The 18,470-nt window shown below is 64.2% G+C and carries 15 protein-coding genes, 2 pseudogenes and 1 riboswitch; of the genes and pseudogenes, 12 read left to right on the forward strand and 5 right to left on the reverse strand.

The annotated features are described in order from the left end of the window. Positions 1 to 625, forward strand: a 625-nt coding sequence (locus ACW2Q0_RS30590) for a helix-turn-helix domain-containing protein (RefSeq protein WP_457194402.1), incomplete at its 5' end; no start/stop codon positions are given. Between the two features lie 85 nt (positions 626 to 710). On the opposite strand, the gene ACW2Q0_RS30595 is transcribed toward ACW2Q0_RS30590, so the two are convergent. Next, on the reverse strand, positions 711 to 1,427 hold the full coding sequence (locus tag ACW2Q0_RS30595; protein WP_457194403.1) for a GOLPH3/VPS74 family protein: 717 nt from the start codon (positions 1,425 to 1,427) through the stop codon (positions 711 to 713). A gap of 85 nt (positions 1,428 to 1,512) precedes the next feature. Then, entirely contained in the window at positions 1,513 to 2,979 is a 1,467-nt protein-coding gene (locus tag ACW2Q0_RS30600) for a HAMP domain-containing sensor histidine kinase (RefSeq protein ID WP_457194404.1), read from the reverse strand. 261 nt (positions 2,980 to 3,240) lie between these two features. On the opposite strand from ACW2Q0_RS30600, the gene ACW2Q0_RS30605 reads away from it, so the two are divergent. The 5 genes and pseudogenes from ACW2Q0_RS30605 to ACW2Q0_RS30625 all read left to right on the forward strand — a co-directional run bounded on the left by ACW2Q0_RS30605 (position 3,241) and on the right by ACW2Q0_RS30625 (position 8,930). Further along, positions 3,241 to 3,924, forward strand: coding sequence for a response regulator transcription factor (locus ACW2Q0_RS30605; RefSeq protein WP_457194405.1), 684 nt, complete (start codon positions 3,241 to 3,243; stop codon positions 3,922 to 3,924). Between the two features lie 190 nt (positions 3,925 to 4,114). Next, positions 4,115 to 4,576: pseudogene (locus ACW2Q0_RS30610) on the forward strand (hypothetical protein); the annotation flags it as partial. A gap of 185 nt (positions 4,577 to 4,761) precedes the next feature. Next, a riboswitch (M-box (ykoK) riboswitch) is annotated at positions 4,762 to 4,936 on the forward strand. A 192-nt stretch (positions 4,937 to 5,128) separates the two neighbouring features. Beyond that, positions 5,129 to 5,845: an MgtC/SapB family protein gene (locus tag ACW2Q0_RS30615; RefSeq protein WP_457194406.1), complete on the forward strand. Its 717-nt coding sequence runs from the start codon at positions 5,129 to 5,131 to the stop codon at positions 5,843 to 5,845. Continuing rightward, entirely contained in the window at positions 5,842 to 7,578 is a 1,737-nt protein-coding gene (locus ACW2Q0_RS30620; protein ID WP_457194407.1) for an ABC transporter permease, read from the forward strand. Before ACW2Q0_RS30615 ends, ACW2Q0_RS30620 begins: the two co-directional genes overlap by 4 nt. A gap of 14 nt (positions 7,579 to 7,592) precedes the next feature. After that, on the forward strand, positions 7,593 to 8,930 hold the full coding sequence (locus ACW2Q0_RS30625) for an ABC transporter ATP-binding protein (protein ID WP_457194408.1): 1,338 nt from the start codon (positions 7,593 to 7,595) through the stop codon (positions 8,928 to 8,930). A gap of 199 nt (positions 8,931 to 9,129) precedes the next feature. Here the strand turns inward: ACW2Q0_RS30625 and ACW2Q0_RS30630 are convergent, their stop codons facing one another. The 3 genes and pseudogenes from ACW2Q0_RS30630 to ACW2Q0_RS30640 form a co-directional block, all read right to left on the reverse strand. Then, the gene (locus ACW2Q0_RS30630) at positions 9,130 to 9,744 is read right to left on the reverse strand and encodes a class I SAM-dependent methyltransferase (RefSeq protein ID WP_457194409.1); all 615 of its coding nucleotides are present in this window, start codon (positions 9,742 to 9,744) and stop codon (positions 9,130 to 9,132) included. Between the two features lie 174 nt (positions 9,745 to 9,918). Continuing rightward, positions 9,919 to 10,253: pseudogene (locus ACW2Q0_RS30635) on the reverse strand (IS5/IS1182 family transposase); the annotation flags it as partial. Positions 10,254 to 10,313: 60 nt separating this feature from the next. Beyond that, the gene (locus ACW2Q0_RS30640; protein ID WP_457194410.1) at positions 10,314 to 10,895 is read right to left on the reverse strand and encodes a TetR/AcrR family transcriptional regulator; all 582 of its coding nucleotides are present in this window, start codon (positions 10,893 to 10,895) and stop codon (positions 10,314 to 10,316) included. Between the two features lie 130 nt (positions 10,896 to 11,025). On the opposite strand from ACW2Q0_RS30640, the gene ACW2Q0_RS30645 reads away from it, so the two are divergent. The 6 genes from ACW2Q0_RS30645 to ACW2Q0_RS30670 form a co-directional block, all read left to right on the forward strand. Continuing rightward, positions 11,026 to 12,099 carry a hypothetical protein gene (locus ACW2Q0_RS30645; RefSeq protein WP_457194411.1) on the forward strand — a complete coding sequence of 358 codons (1,074 nt, stop codon included), beginning with the start codon at positions 11,026 to 11,028 and terminating at the stop codon, positions 12,097 to 12,099. 301 nt (positions 12,100 to 12,400) lie between these two features. Continuing rightward, positions 12,401 to 13,480, forward strand: coding sequence for an alpha/beta hydrolase (locus ACW2Q0_RS30650; protein ID WP_457194412.1), 1,080 nt, complete (start codon positions 12,401 to 12,403; stop codon positions 13,478 to 13,480). Continuing rightward, positions 13,477 to 14,334 carry an NmrA family NAD(P)-binding protein gene (locus tag ACW2Q0_RS30655; protein WP_457194413.1) on the forward strand — a complete coding sequence of 286 codons (858 nt, stop codon included), beginning with the start codon at positions 13,477 to 13,479 and terminating at the stop codon, positions 14,332 to 14,334. Before ACW2Q0_RS30650 ends, ACW2Q0_RS30655 begins: the two co-directional genes overlap by 4 nt. Positions 14,335 to 14,395: 61 nt before the next feature. Continuing rightward, positions 14,396 to 15,778, forward strand: a complete 1,383-nt coding sequence (locus tag ACW2Q0_RS30660) for a hypothetical protein (RefSeq protein WP_457194414.1) — start codon at positions 14,396 to 14,398, stop codon at positions 15,776 to 15,778. Positions 15,779 to 16,349: 571 nt separating this feature from the next. Next, positions 16,350 to 17,387, forward strand: coding sequence for an Ldh family oxidoreductase (locus ACW2Q0_RS30665; protein WP_457194415.1), 1,038 nt, complete (start codon positions 16,350 to 16,352; stop codon positions 17,385 to 17,387). Further along, positions 17,384 to 18,470, forward strand: a 1,087-nt coding sequence (locus ACW2Q0_RS30670) for an iron-containing alcohol dehydrogenase (RefSeq protein ID WP_457194416.1), incomplete at its 3' end; no start/stop codon positions are given. The genes ACW2Q0_RS30665 and ACW2Q0_RS30670, both read left to right, overlap by 4 nt.

Consider the following 18,470-nt stretch of genomic DNA (forward strand, 5'->3'; position numbering starts at 1 on the left):
TCTATTCCGGTGGTCGGCGTTGTGGGGCATGGGCATTGCGGAATGGCGGAGGGGCCAGCGGTCTCGGGCAATTGAGCTGCTCGAGGACGCACTGCGAGTCGACCGGCGAATGCGTAGCCCGGCGATCGCCGCGTTGACTTTGGAGGCGCTGGCCTGGATTGTGTGCGCCGACGGTGACGCCGAGCGCGCGGCCGTGCTGATGGGAGCAGCGGATGAGCTGCAGCGGTCGATGGGTTACGTTGCAAGCACTCTCCCAGACCTGCCGCACTATCGCGACGAATCTGTCGGGCTGGCGCGATCCGCCCTCGGCGCCCGTGGATTCGATGCGGCCTTCCGGCACGGGCGGGCGATGGGGATGGACGAAGCCGTAGCCTACGCACTCGGCGAGCAATCCATCGACACGACGCTCATGTCGGGTCCATTCGTGGAGCTGACCAAGCGGGAGCGGCAGGTCGCAGACCTTGTCGCCCAAGGCCTCACCAACAAACAGATCGCCGCGAAACTGGTGATCTCCCCACGCACCGCCGACGGTCACGTGGAGCACATCCTCACCAAACTCGGATTCACCTCCCGCGCACAGATGGCAGCCTGGATCACAGAAGACGCCGAACGACAGAATCATTGACCGTCCTGATTGCGGTCTCCCGCGGGCTCTGACTCGACGAAACCACCGCGATCCGATACTGCGCAGCTTTACAGTCCGCTGGTGGTCAGGGAATGTGTAGCCCGCCGCCGGTGTAGGTGCTGGCGTAGGAGTCGCAGATCGCCTGTCGTACGGACTCGCTGGTCGATTCGCTGTCGGCGTGCTGCTGGCGGATTTCTTCGGCGCGTTCGTCGATGATCCGATGTCGCCAACCCGAGCATTGCGCGGGTAGCGCGCCGACCACGTGCAGCAGGGAGATCAACGCGAGGGTGTGGTGGTCGGGGTGTTGTGCGTCGAGCACGACGCGTTGAAGTGGTTGGCGCAGTCTGGTTTTGGTTGTGTGGTCGATGGTCGGCCAGACCGTGATCGGGATGAACCCAAGGATTCGTGCGGACTGTCGGTGAACGCGCCCTGTCTCACACAGTCGGTCCAGGATCGTGCGGTGCAGGCGTGGTGCGAGTTTCTGGATGGCTTGCTTCGGTGTGTGTGGACGACGCAACGACTTCGCCGCGTGGGTGATGATCGGATCGGCGGCTGATGGGTCCGGATCGTGCTCCCTGATCAGGAGTTCGACACGGTCGCCTGGTCCGGTGGCTCGCACCAGTGCTGTCGAGATCAGGTCGATGAGAACAGCTCCGGCGAGGGCGCGCGACATGCTGATTTTGTCGACGAGTGGTTGCCCGGTCTCGTCGTCGAGCAGTAGCCACGCCAGATCGTCGGCCAGTGGCGACATCGCCGCTGGCCGGTCGACGCCGCGTGTGGTGTTGCTGTCGGGAAGGGACATGAGCCCACAGTGCTTTCGGTCTGCTGTGAGCACGCTGAGGAAGGGCGGCCCGTCGCGGCCGATGCGGCGGTGTCCGGTTGATCGTTCAGGCGTCGGTGCGGGGCAGGTCGATGATCGCGATGGTTCCGGTCGGGAGGTTCTGGTCGATGCGTACGGTGCCGTAGTGGGCGGTGATGATCTCGGCGACGATGGCCAGGCCGAGTCCGGATCCGCCGGTGCCGCGGCCTCGGTCGTGTTGTGGGCGGTAGAAGCGGTCGAAGATGCGTGCACGGTCGGGTGCGGCGATGCCGGGTCCGTCGTCGGCGATTTCGATGCGGGCATTGCCGAGGTCGCGGCGGAGGCGGACGGTGATGGTGGTGGCGGCGTAGCGGGTGGCGTTGTCGAGCAGGTTGCGGATGGCGCGCGAGATCTGGTTGGGGTCGCCGCTGATGCGAGCGGGTTCGACCGCGATGTCGATGGTGAGCGTGGTGGTGGTTCGGGTGCGAGCTACTTCGGCGGTGAGAACATCGTCGAGGTCGACATCAGTGCGCCGCTGGGTGAGGGCGTTTTCGTCGGCGCGGGCGAGCAGCAGCAGATCGTCGATCAACTGGCGCATGCGTTGGGCTTCGGGCAGCACGGTGTCATCGAGCATGGCCGCGTCAAGGATGGCGGGCTCGGCGCGGCCGAGTTCGAGGGCGGCGGTGATGGTGGTCAGTGGGCTACGGAGCTCGTGGGACGCGTCGCTGATGAAGCGGCGTTGAGCATTGTGCCCGGCCTCGATCCGCGCCAACATGTCGTTCATCGTCTCGGCCAGGGCCGCGATTTCGTCACGCTGCGGTGGTACCGGAACACGGTCGGTGAGGTCGGCACTGGTGATGGCGGCGACGCGGGTGCGGATGCGTTCGACCGACCGCAATGAGCGCCCGACCAGGGCGTAGGTGGCCAGCGCGGCGAGCGCGACGATGAACGGCGTGGCGGAAGCGACCAAGGCCCCGACCAGTTTGATGGTGCGTTCGATTTCTTCCTGGTTGGTGGCGACCACGATGGTGTAGCGGCCGCCGCGCCCGTCGACGGTGGTCGCGCTGATTCGGCCCTCGTAGGCGCGGGTTGTTGGGGGAAGGTGGTGGGTGGTGGTTCCTGGGGCGGGGCGCTCGTCGGTGATCGGGCGGGTGGGGCTGTCGGTGGAGCTTTGTACGACGTGGCCGGTCTGATCGATGATCTGCACGATCGCGACTCGGTTGTCGGTTGATAGAGCGCTGCGATCCAGGTCCGCGGGGGAGTGGAGGGCGAGTTGGGCGGTGACCTGGCGGATCCGGTCGGTGGCCGCCTCATCGGAGGCGGTGACCAGCGATCGATACAGCACGTAGGTCAGCGACAGGGCGGCGACGGCGAGCCCCGCACTGATGACGACCGCGACAATGAGTGCGGATCGCACCCGCAGGCCCCATTGTGCGGGGTGGGTGAGGATTCGGATCAATCCTGTTGTGGCGGCGCCGAACCGGCGGCACGCGGGCCGCGTGACGGCCGCGGTCACCTCAGCGGCTGGAAATGTGCTCGGCGTGTGTCGGTTCATCGTGATCAATTTTCGCGGGATGTGGTCGACGCGGCCGAGACCACCTTCGAGGTTTGTTCACCCCACGATAACCGAGGCACCCACCGCACCGATCCACGCCGCGATCTCGGTGATGACCTCGCTATCGGTCTGATCAACGAGGTCGAGGACAGCGGACATGCTCCGAGTCTGGACGCGTATTGCTGTGGAGACGCTGAGAGCCGCACCGTTCGCCAAGCGGGTTGGGCTGTAATGGATCAACGAACGGAAGGATGGTAGGTGGTGCGGGTACTGGTAGTCGACGACGAGATCCGACTGGCCGAGACCCTGCGGCGCGGTCTGTCGTCGAAAGGTTTCGTCGTCGAAGTCGCCCACGATGGAGTCGTTGGTCTGGAACTGGCCGCGACCGGTGATTTCGATGTGCTGGTGCTCGACATTATGCTGCCGGGCAAACACGGCTACCAGATCGTGCGGGAACTACGCGAACGCCGGATATGGACCCCGGTGCTGATGCTTTCAGCCAAGGACGGCGAATACGACCAGGCTGACGCTTTCGACCTCGGCGCCGACGACTACCTCACCAAGCCCTTCTCCTTCGTCATCCTCATCGCCCGCCTACGAGCGTTGGTGCGCCGCGGCGCCCCGGAACGACCCGCGATCCTCACCGCCGGCAGCCTCGCCCTGGATCCAGCACGGCGAAGTGTCAGCCGCGCCGGACGCGAACTGTCGCTGACCCCACGCGAATTCGGCGTGCTGGAATACCTACTGCGCCACAAGGGCGACGTCGTCACCAAATTCGACATCCTGCGCTCGGTCTGGGACGCCAACTACGACGGCTCCGACAACGTCGTCGAGGTCTACATCGGCTACCTCCGCCGCAAAATCGATAGCCCGTTCGGACTGGCCAGCATTGAAACCGTCCGAGGCGTCGGATACCGCCTCCACGACGCCCCCGGAAAGCGCTGAGTGGGTCTCCGGCGACGTGAGAACGCCCACCGCTGTGTGAGCGGCCGCATACTCTCAGCCTGCTCTCAGTGGCACTCGGGCAGACTCCGTGCCCAAGAGGTATCGGCACGGGAGAAAGAGAGCACCGACGTGAAGCATGCGGCTCGCAGCCTGGTAGTCGACTACAAACTTCCCCAGATCACGGTCATGCCGACAGACCTTCGACGTCGCCAACATCACCACCTTTCGCGGTGAACTGCTCTACTGGGCCGCGATCCTGCTGTCCAACGCCCTCGGCACCTCCCTCGGGGATTACCTGTCCGACAGCTCCGGCCTCGGCTACTGGGGCAGCGGGGTCCTGATCGCGGTCGTCATGGCGGGGATCCTCACCGCCCACTTCCGCACCGATATCTCCGGCGTGCTGCTGTTCTGGATGGCCTTCGTCCTCACCCGCCCACTCGGCGCGACCATGGGCGACTGGCTGTCCAAACCCCATTCCAGCGGCGGACTCGCGCTGGGCACCTACGGCACCTCCGCCGCGCTGCTGGCGGTCCTGATCGTCGGCATCATCTATACCTACCGAAACAAGCGTCGCTCGGCCGTAGTCGAGGAAACCGCCGTCGAGCCCGCGCTCGAAGACGACGGGGCGCCCGATGCCCTGGGTGCTCGATAGCGGTCTCATGGCCTGGTCAGCGCCTCTATCGATAACTCGATCCAGGCCAATAACGATTGTGAGCCGGACCAGCGCTGGGATCCGACCACGGAGCGTTGTAGTGCTGCGCGATGGGCAGTGTGATCGATGACCTGGGTCGTCCGGGTTGCGGTGATGGTGGTGCTGGGTGTTTACTTCCTGTCGCAAGGTGCCGTCGTTCGCTGAGGCTCCTTCACGGATATAGGCCAGCGACCCCGAACGTCGAGAGACGCCCCGGGTCAGGACAGGTCTCCCCGGCTTAAGGGGTGGCCCCGACTGGCTCCCGACCTGTTTGTCGGGTTACGCCGTGGAGTGCCAAAGGTCTTACGAGGAGTGGTGCCGACCAGCCGTTTCCGTGTGCTGGTCCACTCCCTGGCGCGCAGGAGGGAGGTGGTCGTCGTGTCCGACGGCAGTCATAGACGTTGTTTTGCCGAATATTCATCGGGCGACCACTCCGGCATCCGCTGCGCTGTCGATCCAGCTGGGTAGCGTTCCTGCGCGGAGCGTGTCGCCGAGACCAAGGGTTGGTGCGTCATGTCGACGTGGGAAATGCTGTTGCGTCTTGGTACGGGTGTGGGTCTGGGTGCGCTGATCGGTGTCGAACGCCAGTACCGGGCTCGCATGGCCGGGTTGCGGACCAATGCGCTGGTGGCTGCCGGTGCGACGTTGTTCGTGTTGCTATCTGCGCACGGCTTCTCCGGCGGTGCTGCGGACCCGACGCGGGTCGCGGCGCAGATCGTGTCGGGGATCGGGTTTCTCGGTGCGGGCGTGATCATCCGCGACGGGCTCAACGTGCGGGGACTGAACACCGCCGCGACCCTGTGGTGCGCGGCCGCGGTCGGCGCTTTGGCTGGTGCGGGCATGTACGGCGTCGCGGCGGCCGGGACAGGTGCGGTGGTGGTGGTGAACATCGCGCTGCGCGCTGCCGGGCGTGCGGTCGACCGGCAGCCCGACGCCGGGAACGAGCGGCCGGTGCGGTACGTGTTCGCTGCGGTGACCGACGACGAGCACGAGGCACATGTGCGGGCGCTGGTGGTGCAGGCGCTCACGCGCACCGATTTCCGGTTGGTCGCGGTGTCCAGCGCCAACACCGCGACCGAGGGCCGGGTGCAAGTGCGCGCGGAGTTGGTCGGTGACCAGCGTGATGACCGGCAGATGGAGTCGGCGGTGAGCCGGTTGAGCTTGGAACCCTCGGTGACCAGCGTGGGTTGGCACAGCGCCGAGGCGCGCGAAACAGAGGTGGAGTCATGACAGTGCTGCGTTCCTTCCCGTCGCGCGGTGCCCTGGACCGGCCGCGGTCGCGGATGGCCGATGTGGCGGTGTTCGCCGGCGCGGCGGTCCTGATCTGGGTGATTGTGCGGATCTCGGCTGGGGTGAACGTCCCGTTCGACGAAAACGCTGCCCCGGCAACGGTGTCCACCGACGCGAAAGACTTGCCCTACTACGCGGGCTGTTCGCTGCTGCGCATGTTCGCCGCGCTCGGGCTCTCGATCGTGTTCACTTTCGTCTACGCCACGGCCGCCGCGCGGTTGCGTCGTGCCCGCACGGTGATGCTGCCGATCCTGGATATCCTGCAGTCGGTGCCGATCCTGGGGTTCCTGTCGGTGACCGTCACCGCGTTCATCGCCCTGTTCCCGGGCTCGTCGCTGGGACTGGAGGCGGCGTCGATCTTCGCGATCTTCACCTCGCAGGCGTGGAATATGGCCTTCGCGTTCTACCACAGCCTGATCGCGCAGCCTCGCGATCTCGACGAAGCCGCGCGGAATCTGAGATTGTCGCGGTGGCAACGGTTCTGGCGGGTCGACGTGCCTTCGGGGATGGTGCCGCTGGTGTGGAATGCGATGATGAGTTTCGGTGGCGGCTGGTTCTTCCTGGTCGCCTCTGAGGCGATCAGCGTCAACAACCACAAATACACCCTGCCCGGTATCGGCTCGTATGTCGCGACCGCCACCGACGATGGGGAAACAGCCAAGGTGTTGATCGCCATCGGGTTGATGATCGTCATGGTCATCGGGGTGAACGTGCTGTTCTGGCGGCCGCTGACCGCCTGGGCCGAACGGTTCCGGTTCGAGGAATCCGAACCCGCCGAGGCCCCGCGCAGCATCACCTTGGATCTGTTGCGTCGCTCCGATATCCCGGAACTGCTGGGTAGGGTTTTCGGGCCGTTGGTGACCCCGATAGACCGGGTGATGCGGGTGTTCGGCCTCGCCGAATACCCGCTGCACGTGCCGCCCGCACGCCGTCGCGCCGGTGATGTCGTCTTCGCGACCGTGACGCTCGCGGTCATCGCCTACGGCTGCTACCGCATCCTCACCTACATCGCCGACAGCTGTGGGTTCGGCGAAGTCGTGTACGCGTTCGGACTCGGCGCGCTGACACTGGCACGTGTCATCGTGCTGGTGATCGTCGCGACTGTGATCTGGGTGCCGATCGGGGTGTGGATCGGGTTGAACCCCAAGGTGTCCCGCTTCGCCCAACCAATCGTGCAGGTACTGGCCAGCTTCCCCGCGAACTTCCTGTTCCCCCTGGTGACCGCCGCGCTGGTGGCCACGGGTGCGAGCCTGAACTGGGCCGGGGCATTGCTGATGGCATTGGGTGCGCAGTGGTACATCCTGTTCAACGTCATCGCCGGGGCCAGTTCGGTACCCAATGATCTACGCGAAGCGGCAGCGAATCTGCGGCTGTCCCGAAGTCTGTGGTGGCGCAAGCTGATTGTGCCCGCGATCTTCCCTAGCTACGTCACCGGCGGGATAACCGCGGCCGGTGGCGCGTGGAACGCCTCGATCGTCGCGGAGATCGTGTCCTATAACGGCACCACCTTGGTCGCCACCGGATTGGGCGCCTATATCGCCGACGCCACCGGCAACGGCGACTGGCCCCGCATCCTCGTCGGTGTCGTGGTCATGAGCACCTACGTCGTCGGCATCAACCGCTTGTTCTGGCGACGCCTCTACGACCTGGCCGAACGCCGCTACTCGTTGTGACAGGAGAAAATTCCATGACAACCACCACCACAGCGGGTGAGGTCCTGCTCGAAGTCGACGGCGTCGGCAAATCGTTCACCGGAGCGGCGGGCGATAGCCTGCACGTGCTCGACCAAATCGACCTGACCCTTCGCAGCGGCGAAATCGTCGCCCTGCTCGGGCGTTCCGGCTCCGGCAAATCGACACTGCTGCGCACCATCGCCGGACTGATCGCCCCGAGCACCGGTCAGGTGCGTTACCGCGGACGCCAGCTCGAAGGCGCCAATCCCGGTGCAGCACTGGTCTTTCAGTCCTTCGCGCTGATGCCGTGGCTGACCGTGCAGGCCAACGTCGAACTCGGCCTGGCCGCCCGCGGGGTCGCCAAAGCCGAACGAGCGCAGCGCGCGTTGGCGGCGATCGACATGATCGGCCTCGACGGCTTCGAATCCGCCTACCCCAAAGAACTCTCCGGCGGCATGCGCCAACGCGTCGGGTTCGCCCGCGCCCTGGTACTGGAACCGGACCTGCTGCTGATGGACGAACCGTTCTCCGCCCTCGATGTCCTGACCGCGGAGAACCTGCGCTCTGAAATCGTGAACCTCTGGGACACACCGGATTTCCCCACAAAGTCGATCTGCATCGTCACCCACAACATCGAGGAAGCCGTCCTACTCGCCGACCGCGTCATCGTCCTGGGCTCCAACCCCGGCCGCATCATCGCCGAAATCCCGGTCACCATGACACGGCCGCGTGACCGCCGCGCCTCTGGCTTCGAAGTCCTCGTCGATGAAATCTACGGACTGCTCACCGGCCGCGAAACCCAACGCCCCACACCCGAACCCGAGAAAGCCACACCCATCGCCACCCCGCTGCCGGACGCTTCGGTCGGCGGGCTCGCCGGCCTGGTCGAGTTGGTCTACGCCAACAACCGCCGCGCCGACTTGCCCGAGATCGCCGACGAACTCAACTTCGAAATCGACGATCTGCTCCCACTGGTCGACGCCGCCGCCATGCTGGAATTCCTCACCGTCGAATCCGGCGACGTCCTGCTCACCGACACCGGCATCCGCTACACCACCGCCGACATCCAGGAATCGAAAAAGATCTTCGCCGAACAGGCCCGCCACCGCGCACCCCTGGTCCGCACGATCTGCAAAGCCCTCGCAGGCAGCGCCGACGGCAAACTCCGCACCGGATTCTTCCTCGACCTGCTGCGCCGCGGCTTCTCCCGCGACGATGCCAAACAACAACTCGACATCGCCATCGACTGGGGCCGCTACGCCGAACTCTACGACTACGACGCCAACGCCGACGAAATCACCGCCGACCCCGCTGCCGCAGAATACGCCGCCGTCCGCCACAAATGGGCATAGAAACCCACACTCACCGATAAGCTGCCTCGAGCGACGCCGACCAGCCCCAGGCCACCACGGAATAGTCACTGGAGAGCCGGATGCCGGGAAACTGGCACGTCCGGTTCGGCGGGAGGAAAAGGACCCGCCCACCGCGGGTATCTCGCCGGACGGCCTACCCAACTGTTCGGTGCTGCGGTGGAATGGGGCTGGGCAGGCTTCAATCTACGCGCGAGAACACGGCCACCAGGAAATCGGACTTGTCGGTGAATGGGCGTAGGTCCCACGTCGATAATCGCAAATCCACCGTGAGTCCGGCGTTCTCGGCGTCTGCCAGAAACTGCGGGAACTCGTAACCACGATCGGCGCCGAACCCTACAACCACCCGACCGGCTGGGGCGAGATGGCGGGCGAACCCCGCCAGCACCGCTTCCCGGGTGGACGGTGCCAGAAATGTCATGACGTTTCCCGCGCACACGATGATGTCGAAATCGCCGGCGATCCCACGGCTCGGTAGGTCCAGTTCGGCGAGATCACCGACTATCCAGGTCGGACCGGGATAGTCCTGCTCCGCCGCGGCGATCAACACCGGGTCGAGGTCGACGCCGACCACGACATGGCCGACTCGGTGCAAGTAGCCACCCACCCGGCCCGGACCGCACCCCGCGTCGAGGACTCGGCCACTGCGGTCGAGCATGGCGTCGACCAGCCGCGCCTCCCCGACGATATCGGTGCCTTCGGCCGCCATTGCCCGGAACCGCTCCACGTACCACGTCGAATGCGCAGGGTCGGCCGCGGTGAGCTCCTCCCATTGGCTCGGGGTACGTCCGTTCATGGTCTGTCTCTCCTCACTCGGGCCTGCCTCTGGTCAACTGTGCCACCATCGCGGCTATCGTCAGCGCGCGGCCTGATCATGCCCGCCGCCGATGCAGCCGCCTACCGACGCGGGACCGCAGGCGGGCGAAGCCGGTGCTGGACGAGTAGGAATCTCGCCCACTGGACCAATCCCCAGATGACGACTGGCGTAGTGGCCGAGGGGAGGGGGTTTGCCCGCATGTAGCTTGCCCGACCGACGCCGCCGTAGGCCACGCCGGGACCGCACCGCCGGGACAGCTGTCGCGAACGCTTCGAGCGCCTGCGAGTCATGACCGTTGGCGGCCGAAATCGCTACCGCCAGTGGGTCTCCCGCCCGGTCGGACAGCAGGTGCTGCTCGGAGCCGTGCTTGCCGCGATCGGTCGGGTTCGCCACGGTGGGCGAGCCCCCTGTTTCACCCGGACACTCGCCACGTCGATCACGACGCGCGAGCAGTCGATCGACCCCCGGCTGCCCAGCTCGTCCAGCACTGCCGCACCCCGGACTCGGTCCACGCCAACTGGATGTGCCGTCGGCACGTATCCAACGTCTCACTCCTTCCCGATGAGGAGATCGCACATCGCGTCGACGGCATTGGTGACCGGGACCGCACCGGGAAATTTGGCATTGACCGCGTATCCGTCCGTGGCCATGAAAATCAGGTGAACCAGCATGTCGCGCTGGGCGAGATGACGGTGCCGTTCCGGCAATGTCTCGACGATCAGCGAAGAAAAGCGATCTTCGAGTTCGAGAAGGTGGTCGCGCGCGTAGCCTGCGTCGGTCGGAGCCGTTGTCATGGCCACCGCCTGCACCAAGTTGTTGAACAGGCCGTTGTCGGCTTCGGGAATGTCGCGCCACATCGTCAGCAGGATCGCCCGCAGGCGCTCGCGCGGCGAGTGCAGCAGGGCGAGCCTAGCCTCGAGGCGGTCGATATGGGCATTGAACCATGGGACAAAGACGGCGTAGACGATCGCCAGCTTCGAGCTGTAATAACAGTAGATCGTCGATGGTGTGATGCCCGCGTCGGCCGCGATCGCGGTGACCGTGGTGCCGTGGTATCCGCGCTGTGACAGCAGTTTGCTGGCAGCGCTGAGGATGGCGTCACGTACCTCCGGCTTCTTGACCTGAACCATGTTGCCCGTCTACCCCTTTCGTTCACGATCAACAATACCGATTGCCGGTCGGTATTGACATGCTCCGCTGCCCGGAGTGACACTGTGATGCAGATAACAGCAGCTAAGTGACTTCGACGTCCCCCGAGGAGTGGTCATCATGCGTCCACAGTCTGTCAACCCGAGCAAGCTCGCCGAACTCTTCCGCAGGGAGTTCGAGCTCTCCCAGGTCAAGCCCGGTGAGACGGTGGCGCTGCTGAGCGATCTGTCGTCGCGCCGCGAGTACGTCAGCGCGGCGTTCGCCGCGGTCGAGATGCTCGGTGCCAACGCCTACGAGATGTGCGTCAACTCCACGCCGAACTGGACCAAGGTCGGCGTCGAAACAGTCGGTGCGTGCAAGGGGGCGGTCGAGGCATTCGCCGCCGCCGACCTTCTGGTATGCCTGCACGTTCCCTTCTTCACGCGGTGGTTGAAGGAGGTCCGCGCGGCCGGGACGCGCGTGCTCATCGTTGTCGACCACCCTGACGACCTCGAACAAAGTATGGCTCCCAAGGGGCTCAAGGAGGCGGTCGTCCACGCCGGCAAGCGCCTGGAGCAGGCGAAGACTATGCGCGTGGTGAACGACGCCGGAACCGACCTGACCGTGGACGTCGGCGAATACGAGACCATGGTCCAGTATGGCTATGCCGACGAGCCGGGCCGTGTCGATCACTGGGGCGCCGGCCACGCACTCACCTTCCCCAACGAGGGGACCGCCAACGGCACCGTCGTGCTCACCCCGGGCGACATCATCGTGCTGCCATACAACCGCTACGTTGCCGAGGAGGTCCGCATGGAGATCGCCGACGGTTTCATCCGCGACATCAAGGGCGGGCTCGATGCGCGGCTGATGAGCCACTGGCTCGAGGACAACCGCGCCTATCCCGGTGATATGGACGGCCACGCCGTTTCACACCTGGGCTGGGGACTGAACCCGCAAGCACGCTGGGACAATCTCGCGCTCTACGGCGACGACCCGGAGCGCAATATCGGTGCCGCCCGCGCCTTCGCCGGCAACTTCATGTTCTCGACCGGACCGAACACGCAGGGCGGCGGCACGCGGAACACCAAGGGGCATCTCGACATACCCATGCGGGACTGCTCGGTGATGCTCGACGGCGACATGATCCTCGACCACGGCCGCTTCGTCGACGAGAAAATGATCGTGGCGCGCGAACTGCGCTGAGCAACGACGGTTTTGGCTGCACCGCGAGACGGTGAATCACCGGGAGCGGGTCCGCTCGAGTAGTGCGGGCGGATCCTGCACCGGCGCTCGCGTAGTCGGCGGTCAGACTGACTGAATTCAGTGTTCTGCGGCGCGACGCCGAACACGTCACGCCCAGAGTGGGGAGCTCGGCGGTATAGCCGGTGTCATCGTCCGTGCAGCGGCGCACCGAGAAAGTACGCGGCGTCGATGACCTCACCTCGAACGGCTTGATCAGGCTGCCGCGCTCTTTTTCGGTTGCTGGGGCAGCCATCGGCAGCGGATGGCATCGGTCGAAGTCCATGACCTCGTGCCCGCGCTGGGTTCGGTCGGCTGGGCTTCCGCCAGCGCGGAGAACGGCGCCCCTCGCGCAGTTTGCGACGTCACGGACTCGCGTCGAGTCCGAATTTTCAAGGGAGAGTTCATTATGTCAATGGCACAACTTGAACAGGTCTACGAAATCCTCAGAGCAAGGCCGCATTTCACCGAGCCGATTGAGAAGCGACGTAGGGGCGGCGACATCATGGCCTCTCGTACTCCGCTGCCGGAGGACGTGCAAATCCTGCCGGCCGACTGCGACGGGGTGCCCGGGCTGTGGGTCGTCCCGCCTGGCGTCAGCGAAAAGCGGATTGTGCTCCATCTCCACGGGGGCGGGTTCATGATCGGATCGTCGCGGACACACAGCGAAATCGCCTCCCGGATCGGCCGCGCAGCCCAGGCGCGAGTGCTGGTGATCGACTACCGGCTTGCCCCGGAAAACCCATTCCCGGCGGGGCTCGAGGACTGCTTTCACGCCTACGAGTGGTTGCTCGAATCCGGACATGAGCCGAGCGATATAGCGGTATCGGGCGACTCCGCGGGAGCGACGCTCATGCTGTCGGCGCTGCTGATCGCCAAATCCAAGGGGCTTCCCTTGCCGGCGTGCGCTGTTGGGATTTCCGGTTGGTACGACCTGACGAACTCCAGTGAGTCGATCCGCGCCAACGGAAACCGTGACGTCTTCGTGCCGGAAGGCTTCAACGACTGGGCGGCAGAGCGCTATCTGCAGGACGCCGATCCACGGGACCCGCTCGCGTCTCCGATGTTCGGTGATATGGCGGGCTTTCCGCCGATGCTGATCCATATCGGGGACGCGGACCGCCTGCTGGACGACGCCTTCCGCCTGCACGAGAAACTGCAGGCCTCGAGTGTCCACAGCACGCTGGAGGTTTGGCCGGAAATGCCGCATGCATGGCATGTATTCGGGCAGATGCTGAGCGAAGGTCTACGGGCGACAGAACGTGTGGCGGAGTTCATCGTCGAGCACACCCCCTCGAGTTCTCTACCGGACAGCCGAAACGCAGAGCCGAGGAGTCGCAAATGATATTGGTGACAGGCGGTAGCGGACGCGCGGGTCGGCACATCGTACGGACTCTCGCAGACAATGGACTCGACGTCAAAGCAATGGGCACCGGTTCCCATATGGAGGAGTTGAAAGAAATCGGCGTCGCAGACATCTATATCGGCGACCTGAACAAAGTTTCCGATATCCGCGAGAGTCTGCAGTCCGTCGACAAGGTCATCTTTATTTCCCCCGCTTTCAGCGGCAGTGAATTTTACATGGGAAAATACCTTATCGACGAAGCGCTGAACGCGGGAGTCGAGCAGTTCATCTTCCATTCCGCCGCGCATCCGTGTTTGAGTGTGCTGTTGCACCACGAACAAAAGAGGCGTATCGAAGAGTATCTGATGCTGGAAGGGTTGTCGGGTAATCTGAACTTCACTATCATTCAGCCGCCGAGTTATATGTACAATTTCTTGTCCGGCTTCGACGAGCAGACCAACAAGTACCGCTCTTACTATGCCGTGGATTCGAGGCTCACCTTTGTCGATCCGCTGGATGTCGCCGAGGTGGTCGTGAAGATCGTCGACGAGGGTGACAAGCATCGGGGTGCTACTTACGAGCTGGCGGGAACGGACTACCTCTCGGCGAGAGAATTGGTTGACATCTACAATGAAGTTACCGGCTCGAACGCCACGTGCGAACGGATGGATGTCGAAGCATTCCTGGCGCTGTACAAATTAGAGGACGTGTATGCGCGGGCCGGGTTTACTGCAATGTCGGATACCTACAGCAAATACGGCCTCCACAGTAACAGCAACGTCTTGGAATGGATGTTGGGCCGCAGGCCGACAACCTTCCGAGAGTTCCTGCAAAGGACCCTCAATAGTCGTTGAAGTAATGCGGCGACCGCATCATGAGATGGGTGTGCGCCGAAAGCTGGAAAGGATTACCTCCATGGAAATCTTGCAGAGTAATACGGCCAATAGTCTGGCGGCGGCGGTTGAGGACGCTGGTGGGCCGCTCAACCTACTGCGCGGTTCGAGCGTCGGCGCATTTGTCTTCCCTCATGTCGCCCCGGAATATACGAATTGGCGCGACGAGATGCGCTCTTGGCGGAATCACGTTGCGCTTGTCGACATGTCGTACCATATGACCGAGCTGGACATCCGGGGCGCGGATGGCATCGCACTACTATCCAATCTGGTTACGAACAAGCTCGATCCCTATCCCGTTATGCGCGCCAAGCAGCTGATCTTCACCAGGCAGGACGGGTACCTGATCGGGGATGTGATCGGTTTCCGTGAGTCGGAAGACCATATTCGGCTGATCGGCGCCCCGCAGGCAATCCATTGGGTGCAGTACAACGCGGAGAAGAGCGGGATGGACGTGGAGGCCACCTGCCGTGAGAGCCAGTACGGCCGGAACGGGACCCCTGAGGAGTTTCGGATTCAAGTCCAGGGCCCGAATACGCTTGCCATGATGCAGGAGGTCGCGGACGGCGACCTGCCGGATGTGAAATTCTTCAATATCGCCGAGTTCGAGATCGCCGGCCGACCGGTCCGTGCTTTGCGCCACGGGATGGCCGGAGAGGCAGGATTCGAGATTTACGGATCCTGGCAGTTCAAGGCGGACGTGTTGGCCGCGATCGAGGAGGCCGGTGCTCAGTACGGCCTGCGTAAGGTGGGTTTCATGGCGATGACGACGCCCTCTCAGGAGTCGGGTTGGATGCCGATGCCGCTGGCCGCCATATACGAGAACAGCGAGATGCAACTCTATCGTGAGTGGCTCGGAAACGATTCTTTGGAGGCAATCGGGTCACTTGGTGGCAGCTTCTTCAGTGATGATATCCGCGACTACTATGTGGACCCCGTGGAAATTGGGTACAAGTCCCTGATAGATCTCGACCATGACTTTGTGGGGAGAGACAGTGTCCGTGCGAGGATCGACGGCCAGAAGCGCAAGAAGGTCACGCTGGAGTGGAACAACGGCGATGTCATGGCATGTGTGGCGTCAGCACTTACCGACCCAGGAAATGGTGCGCTGTACATGAAGCTTCCGAATCCGATGTACGCGACATTCCAGTCCGACGCGATCATGAAGAAAGGCAAACAGATCGGTATATCGCAGTGTCTGTCTTTCTCGACGAACGCGAATCGGCTGATCTCGCCGGCGATCGTCGACCTCGAATATGCCGAAGCGGGTACCGAGGTGACGGTGCTCTGGGGAGAACCGAATTCTACGCGGCCGGGCGTGGACAAACACCAGATCAGGGAGATCCGTGGAACAATTGCGCCGTCTCCCTACTTCGAAATGGTCAACAAGACTCGGAGTCGATAGATCCGACCGTGCGTTCCTGCCCTGCGGCGCACGCGGGCCCGACCAGCTGGCTGGATAATTGATCGTGCGTTGCCGTTTCGGTGGGACAGGATGCCCGATGCGCGCTTGTTGTCGACTGATCGGGATGAGGTCTGCGGCCTGGCCTGCGGACCTTGTTCCCGAATGAGAACAAGGCCACTGCTGATGGCATGCAGCGCGACGGATCGGGTCGGCGGTAATCGAAGTATTCCGTTGAAAGAGGCGGATTCGAAGCGTCGCGGCATCGCCCGAGATTACTGCCGGCCTATTGCCGGTCACGAATCCGACATCGTCGATAGCTCCCTAATATTTGCGACTGGTCACGACCCCGCCCGCAAAAGGCGGGTCGGAAACCGGCCGGTGTCGCGCGGCGACTGTGGCAGATCTCAATGTTGGAGGCCCAGGTGAGTGGTGGTCGGTCACGCGTGCGACATCGGGCAGCGCCCGGCGTTGCGATTATGGCGTTGATCATGGGAAACGATCGCGAGCGAGCGCCGGCCCACTCGCCCCGCGGATCGAGGCACCTGTCGCGTCGATCCGATGTGATCGCATCATGGTGAGGCCGGACGTCACCGTTTCCGTGCGGGAAGCCCGGGCGCTGGCGCTCAAAATCCTACAGGATCGCGGTGCGCCGACCCGGAGTGCGGAATTGCAGGCGGACCTGCTGATCGAAGGCGATCTGCGCGGTCATCCCTCCCATGGGCTGCTGCGTTTGCCACGGCTGGTGCGCCGGATCGCCTCGGGGGTGCTCGATCCTGCTACCGGGGGTCGATCGACTTGGACACATAGCGCCTTGCTGGAGGTGGATGGCGAACACGGCTTCGGCGCGGTGATCGCCCACAACGCGCTGGCGGAGATCACCGAGCGGGCGACGTCAACGGGCGTAGCAGCCGCCGTGATCAGGAACAACAACCACATCGGGATGCTGGCCTACTACGCGGAAAAAGTCGCTTCGCGCGGGCAGGTACTGATCGCCTCGACGACGAGCGAGGCGCTCGTACACCCGTGGGGCGGCCGGCGCGCCATGGTCGGGACGAACCCGCTAGCCGTCGGTGTGCCGTCCACAGGTGACCCGGTTGTGTTCGACATGGCGACCGGGGCCGTGTCCATGGGTAAGGTCCACGCCTACGCCGCAGCGGGCCGGCCCCTGGAAACAGGCTGGGCCGTCGACGCCGACGGGTGTCCGACCGTGGAGGCGGAGCGGGCCATGGAAGGGGCGATCGCGCCCTTCGGTGGAGCGAAGGGTTACGGGTTGGGCATCGCGCTGGAAGCGCTCGTCGCGGCCTTGACCCGGACGGCGCTGGGCCGAGATGTTCGGGGAACTCTCGACGACGACCACTTCAGCACCAAAGGCGAAGTCTTCATTGTCGCCCAGGTGCAACGCGGTGCGCCGCATGCTGTCGCCGCGTATCTCGACGACGTGAGGAACTCGCCGTCCACTGATCCGCGCATCCCGGTCAGCGTGCCCGGCGACCGGAGTGGCGCCCGCAGGAAACAAGCGCTTATCGATGGTCTGTCCATACCGGACGCATTGTGGGCAGAACTGCACACGTTGGCATCCGCACCCGCGAGCAAAGGATCTTTGAAGTGAACGCACCGCTGGGCTTACTGCGGCAACCTCCCACTGTCCTGATCGGCCGAGGCGTGCGCCGGTCTTTGCCCGCTCATTTGCCGCACCGCACGTCGCGAGCGGTGTTGGTCACCGACGAACGCATGGCCGGTGAGGTGGACTTCATCGAGTTGAAAACTCTCCTCGGGCAGCACGACACTTCGGTGCATTTGATCAATTCGGTCCAGGCCGAGTTGCCTGTTGTCGACGTGGTCGAGGCGGCGAACTCGATCGAGCATGAGCCGGATGTGATCGTGGCGGTGGGCGGGGGAAGCGTGATCGACTTCGCCAAGGTACTCGCGGTGTTGCTCGCGCACGGCGGCGTCCCGCAGGACTACTACGGGGAGTTCGCGGTTCCAGGGCCGACGGTCCCGGTCATCGCGCTGCCCACCACAGCGGGGACCGGGTCGGAAGCGACTCCTGTCGCTGTCGTCAGCGACTCGGACCGCGAGATGAAGGTCGGCATCTCGAGCCCGCATCTCATCCCGGTGGCTGCTCTGTGCGATCCCGAACTCACCGACTCGGCGCCGCCGTCGCTGACAGCTGTTTCAGGCACCGACGCGCTCTCGCACTGCATCGAGTCGTTCACCGCGGTCAGTAGGGAGCCCACCGCGACCCTGCCGGCGGAACGCGTCTTCATCGGCAAGAGCCCGTTGGTGGATCTGTATGCGCTGGAGGGTATACGTGCAGTGGGGCGGAGCTTGCACGACGCCGTCATCGGTGACGGCGATACCGCCACACTGCGCACGGCCAGGGACGACATGGCATTCGCAGCATTGGCCGGCGGGTTGGCGCTGGGCACCGGCGGTACGGCTGCGGCGCATGCGTTGCAGTATCCGGTCGGCGCGCTGACCCACACGCCGCATGGGGCCGGGATCGGCGTCCTCCTTCCGTATGTGATGGTGTTCAACCGGCCGGCGCGCGTCCAGGAGTTCGCTCGAATCGCTGTCGCCTTGGGTGCCGACAACACCGGCGATGCGGAGAGTCTGTCGTATCAGGCCGTGGAGGCCGTGCGGGCGCTTCTCGCGCAGATCGGCATTCCGTCCACTCTTGCCGACCTTGGTG

This window comes from Nocardia citri, assembly GCF_054065835.1.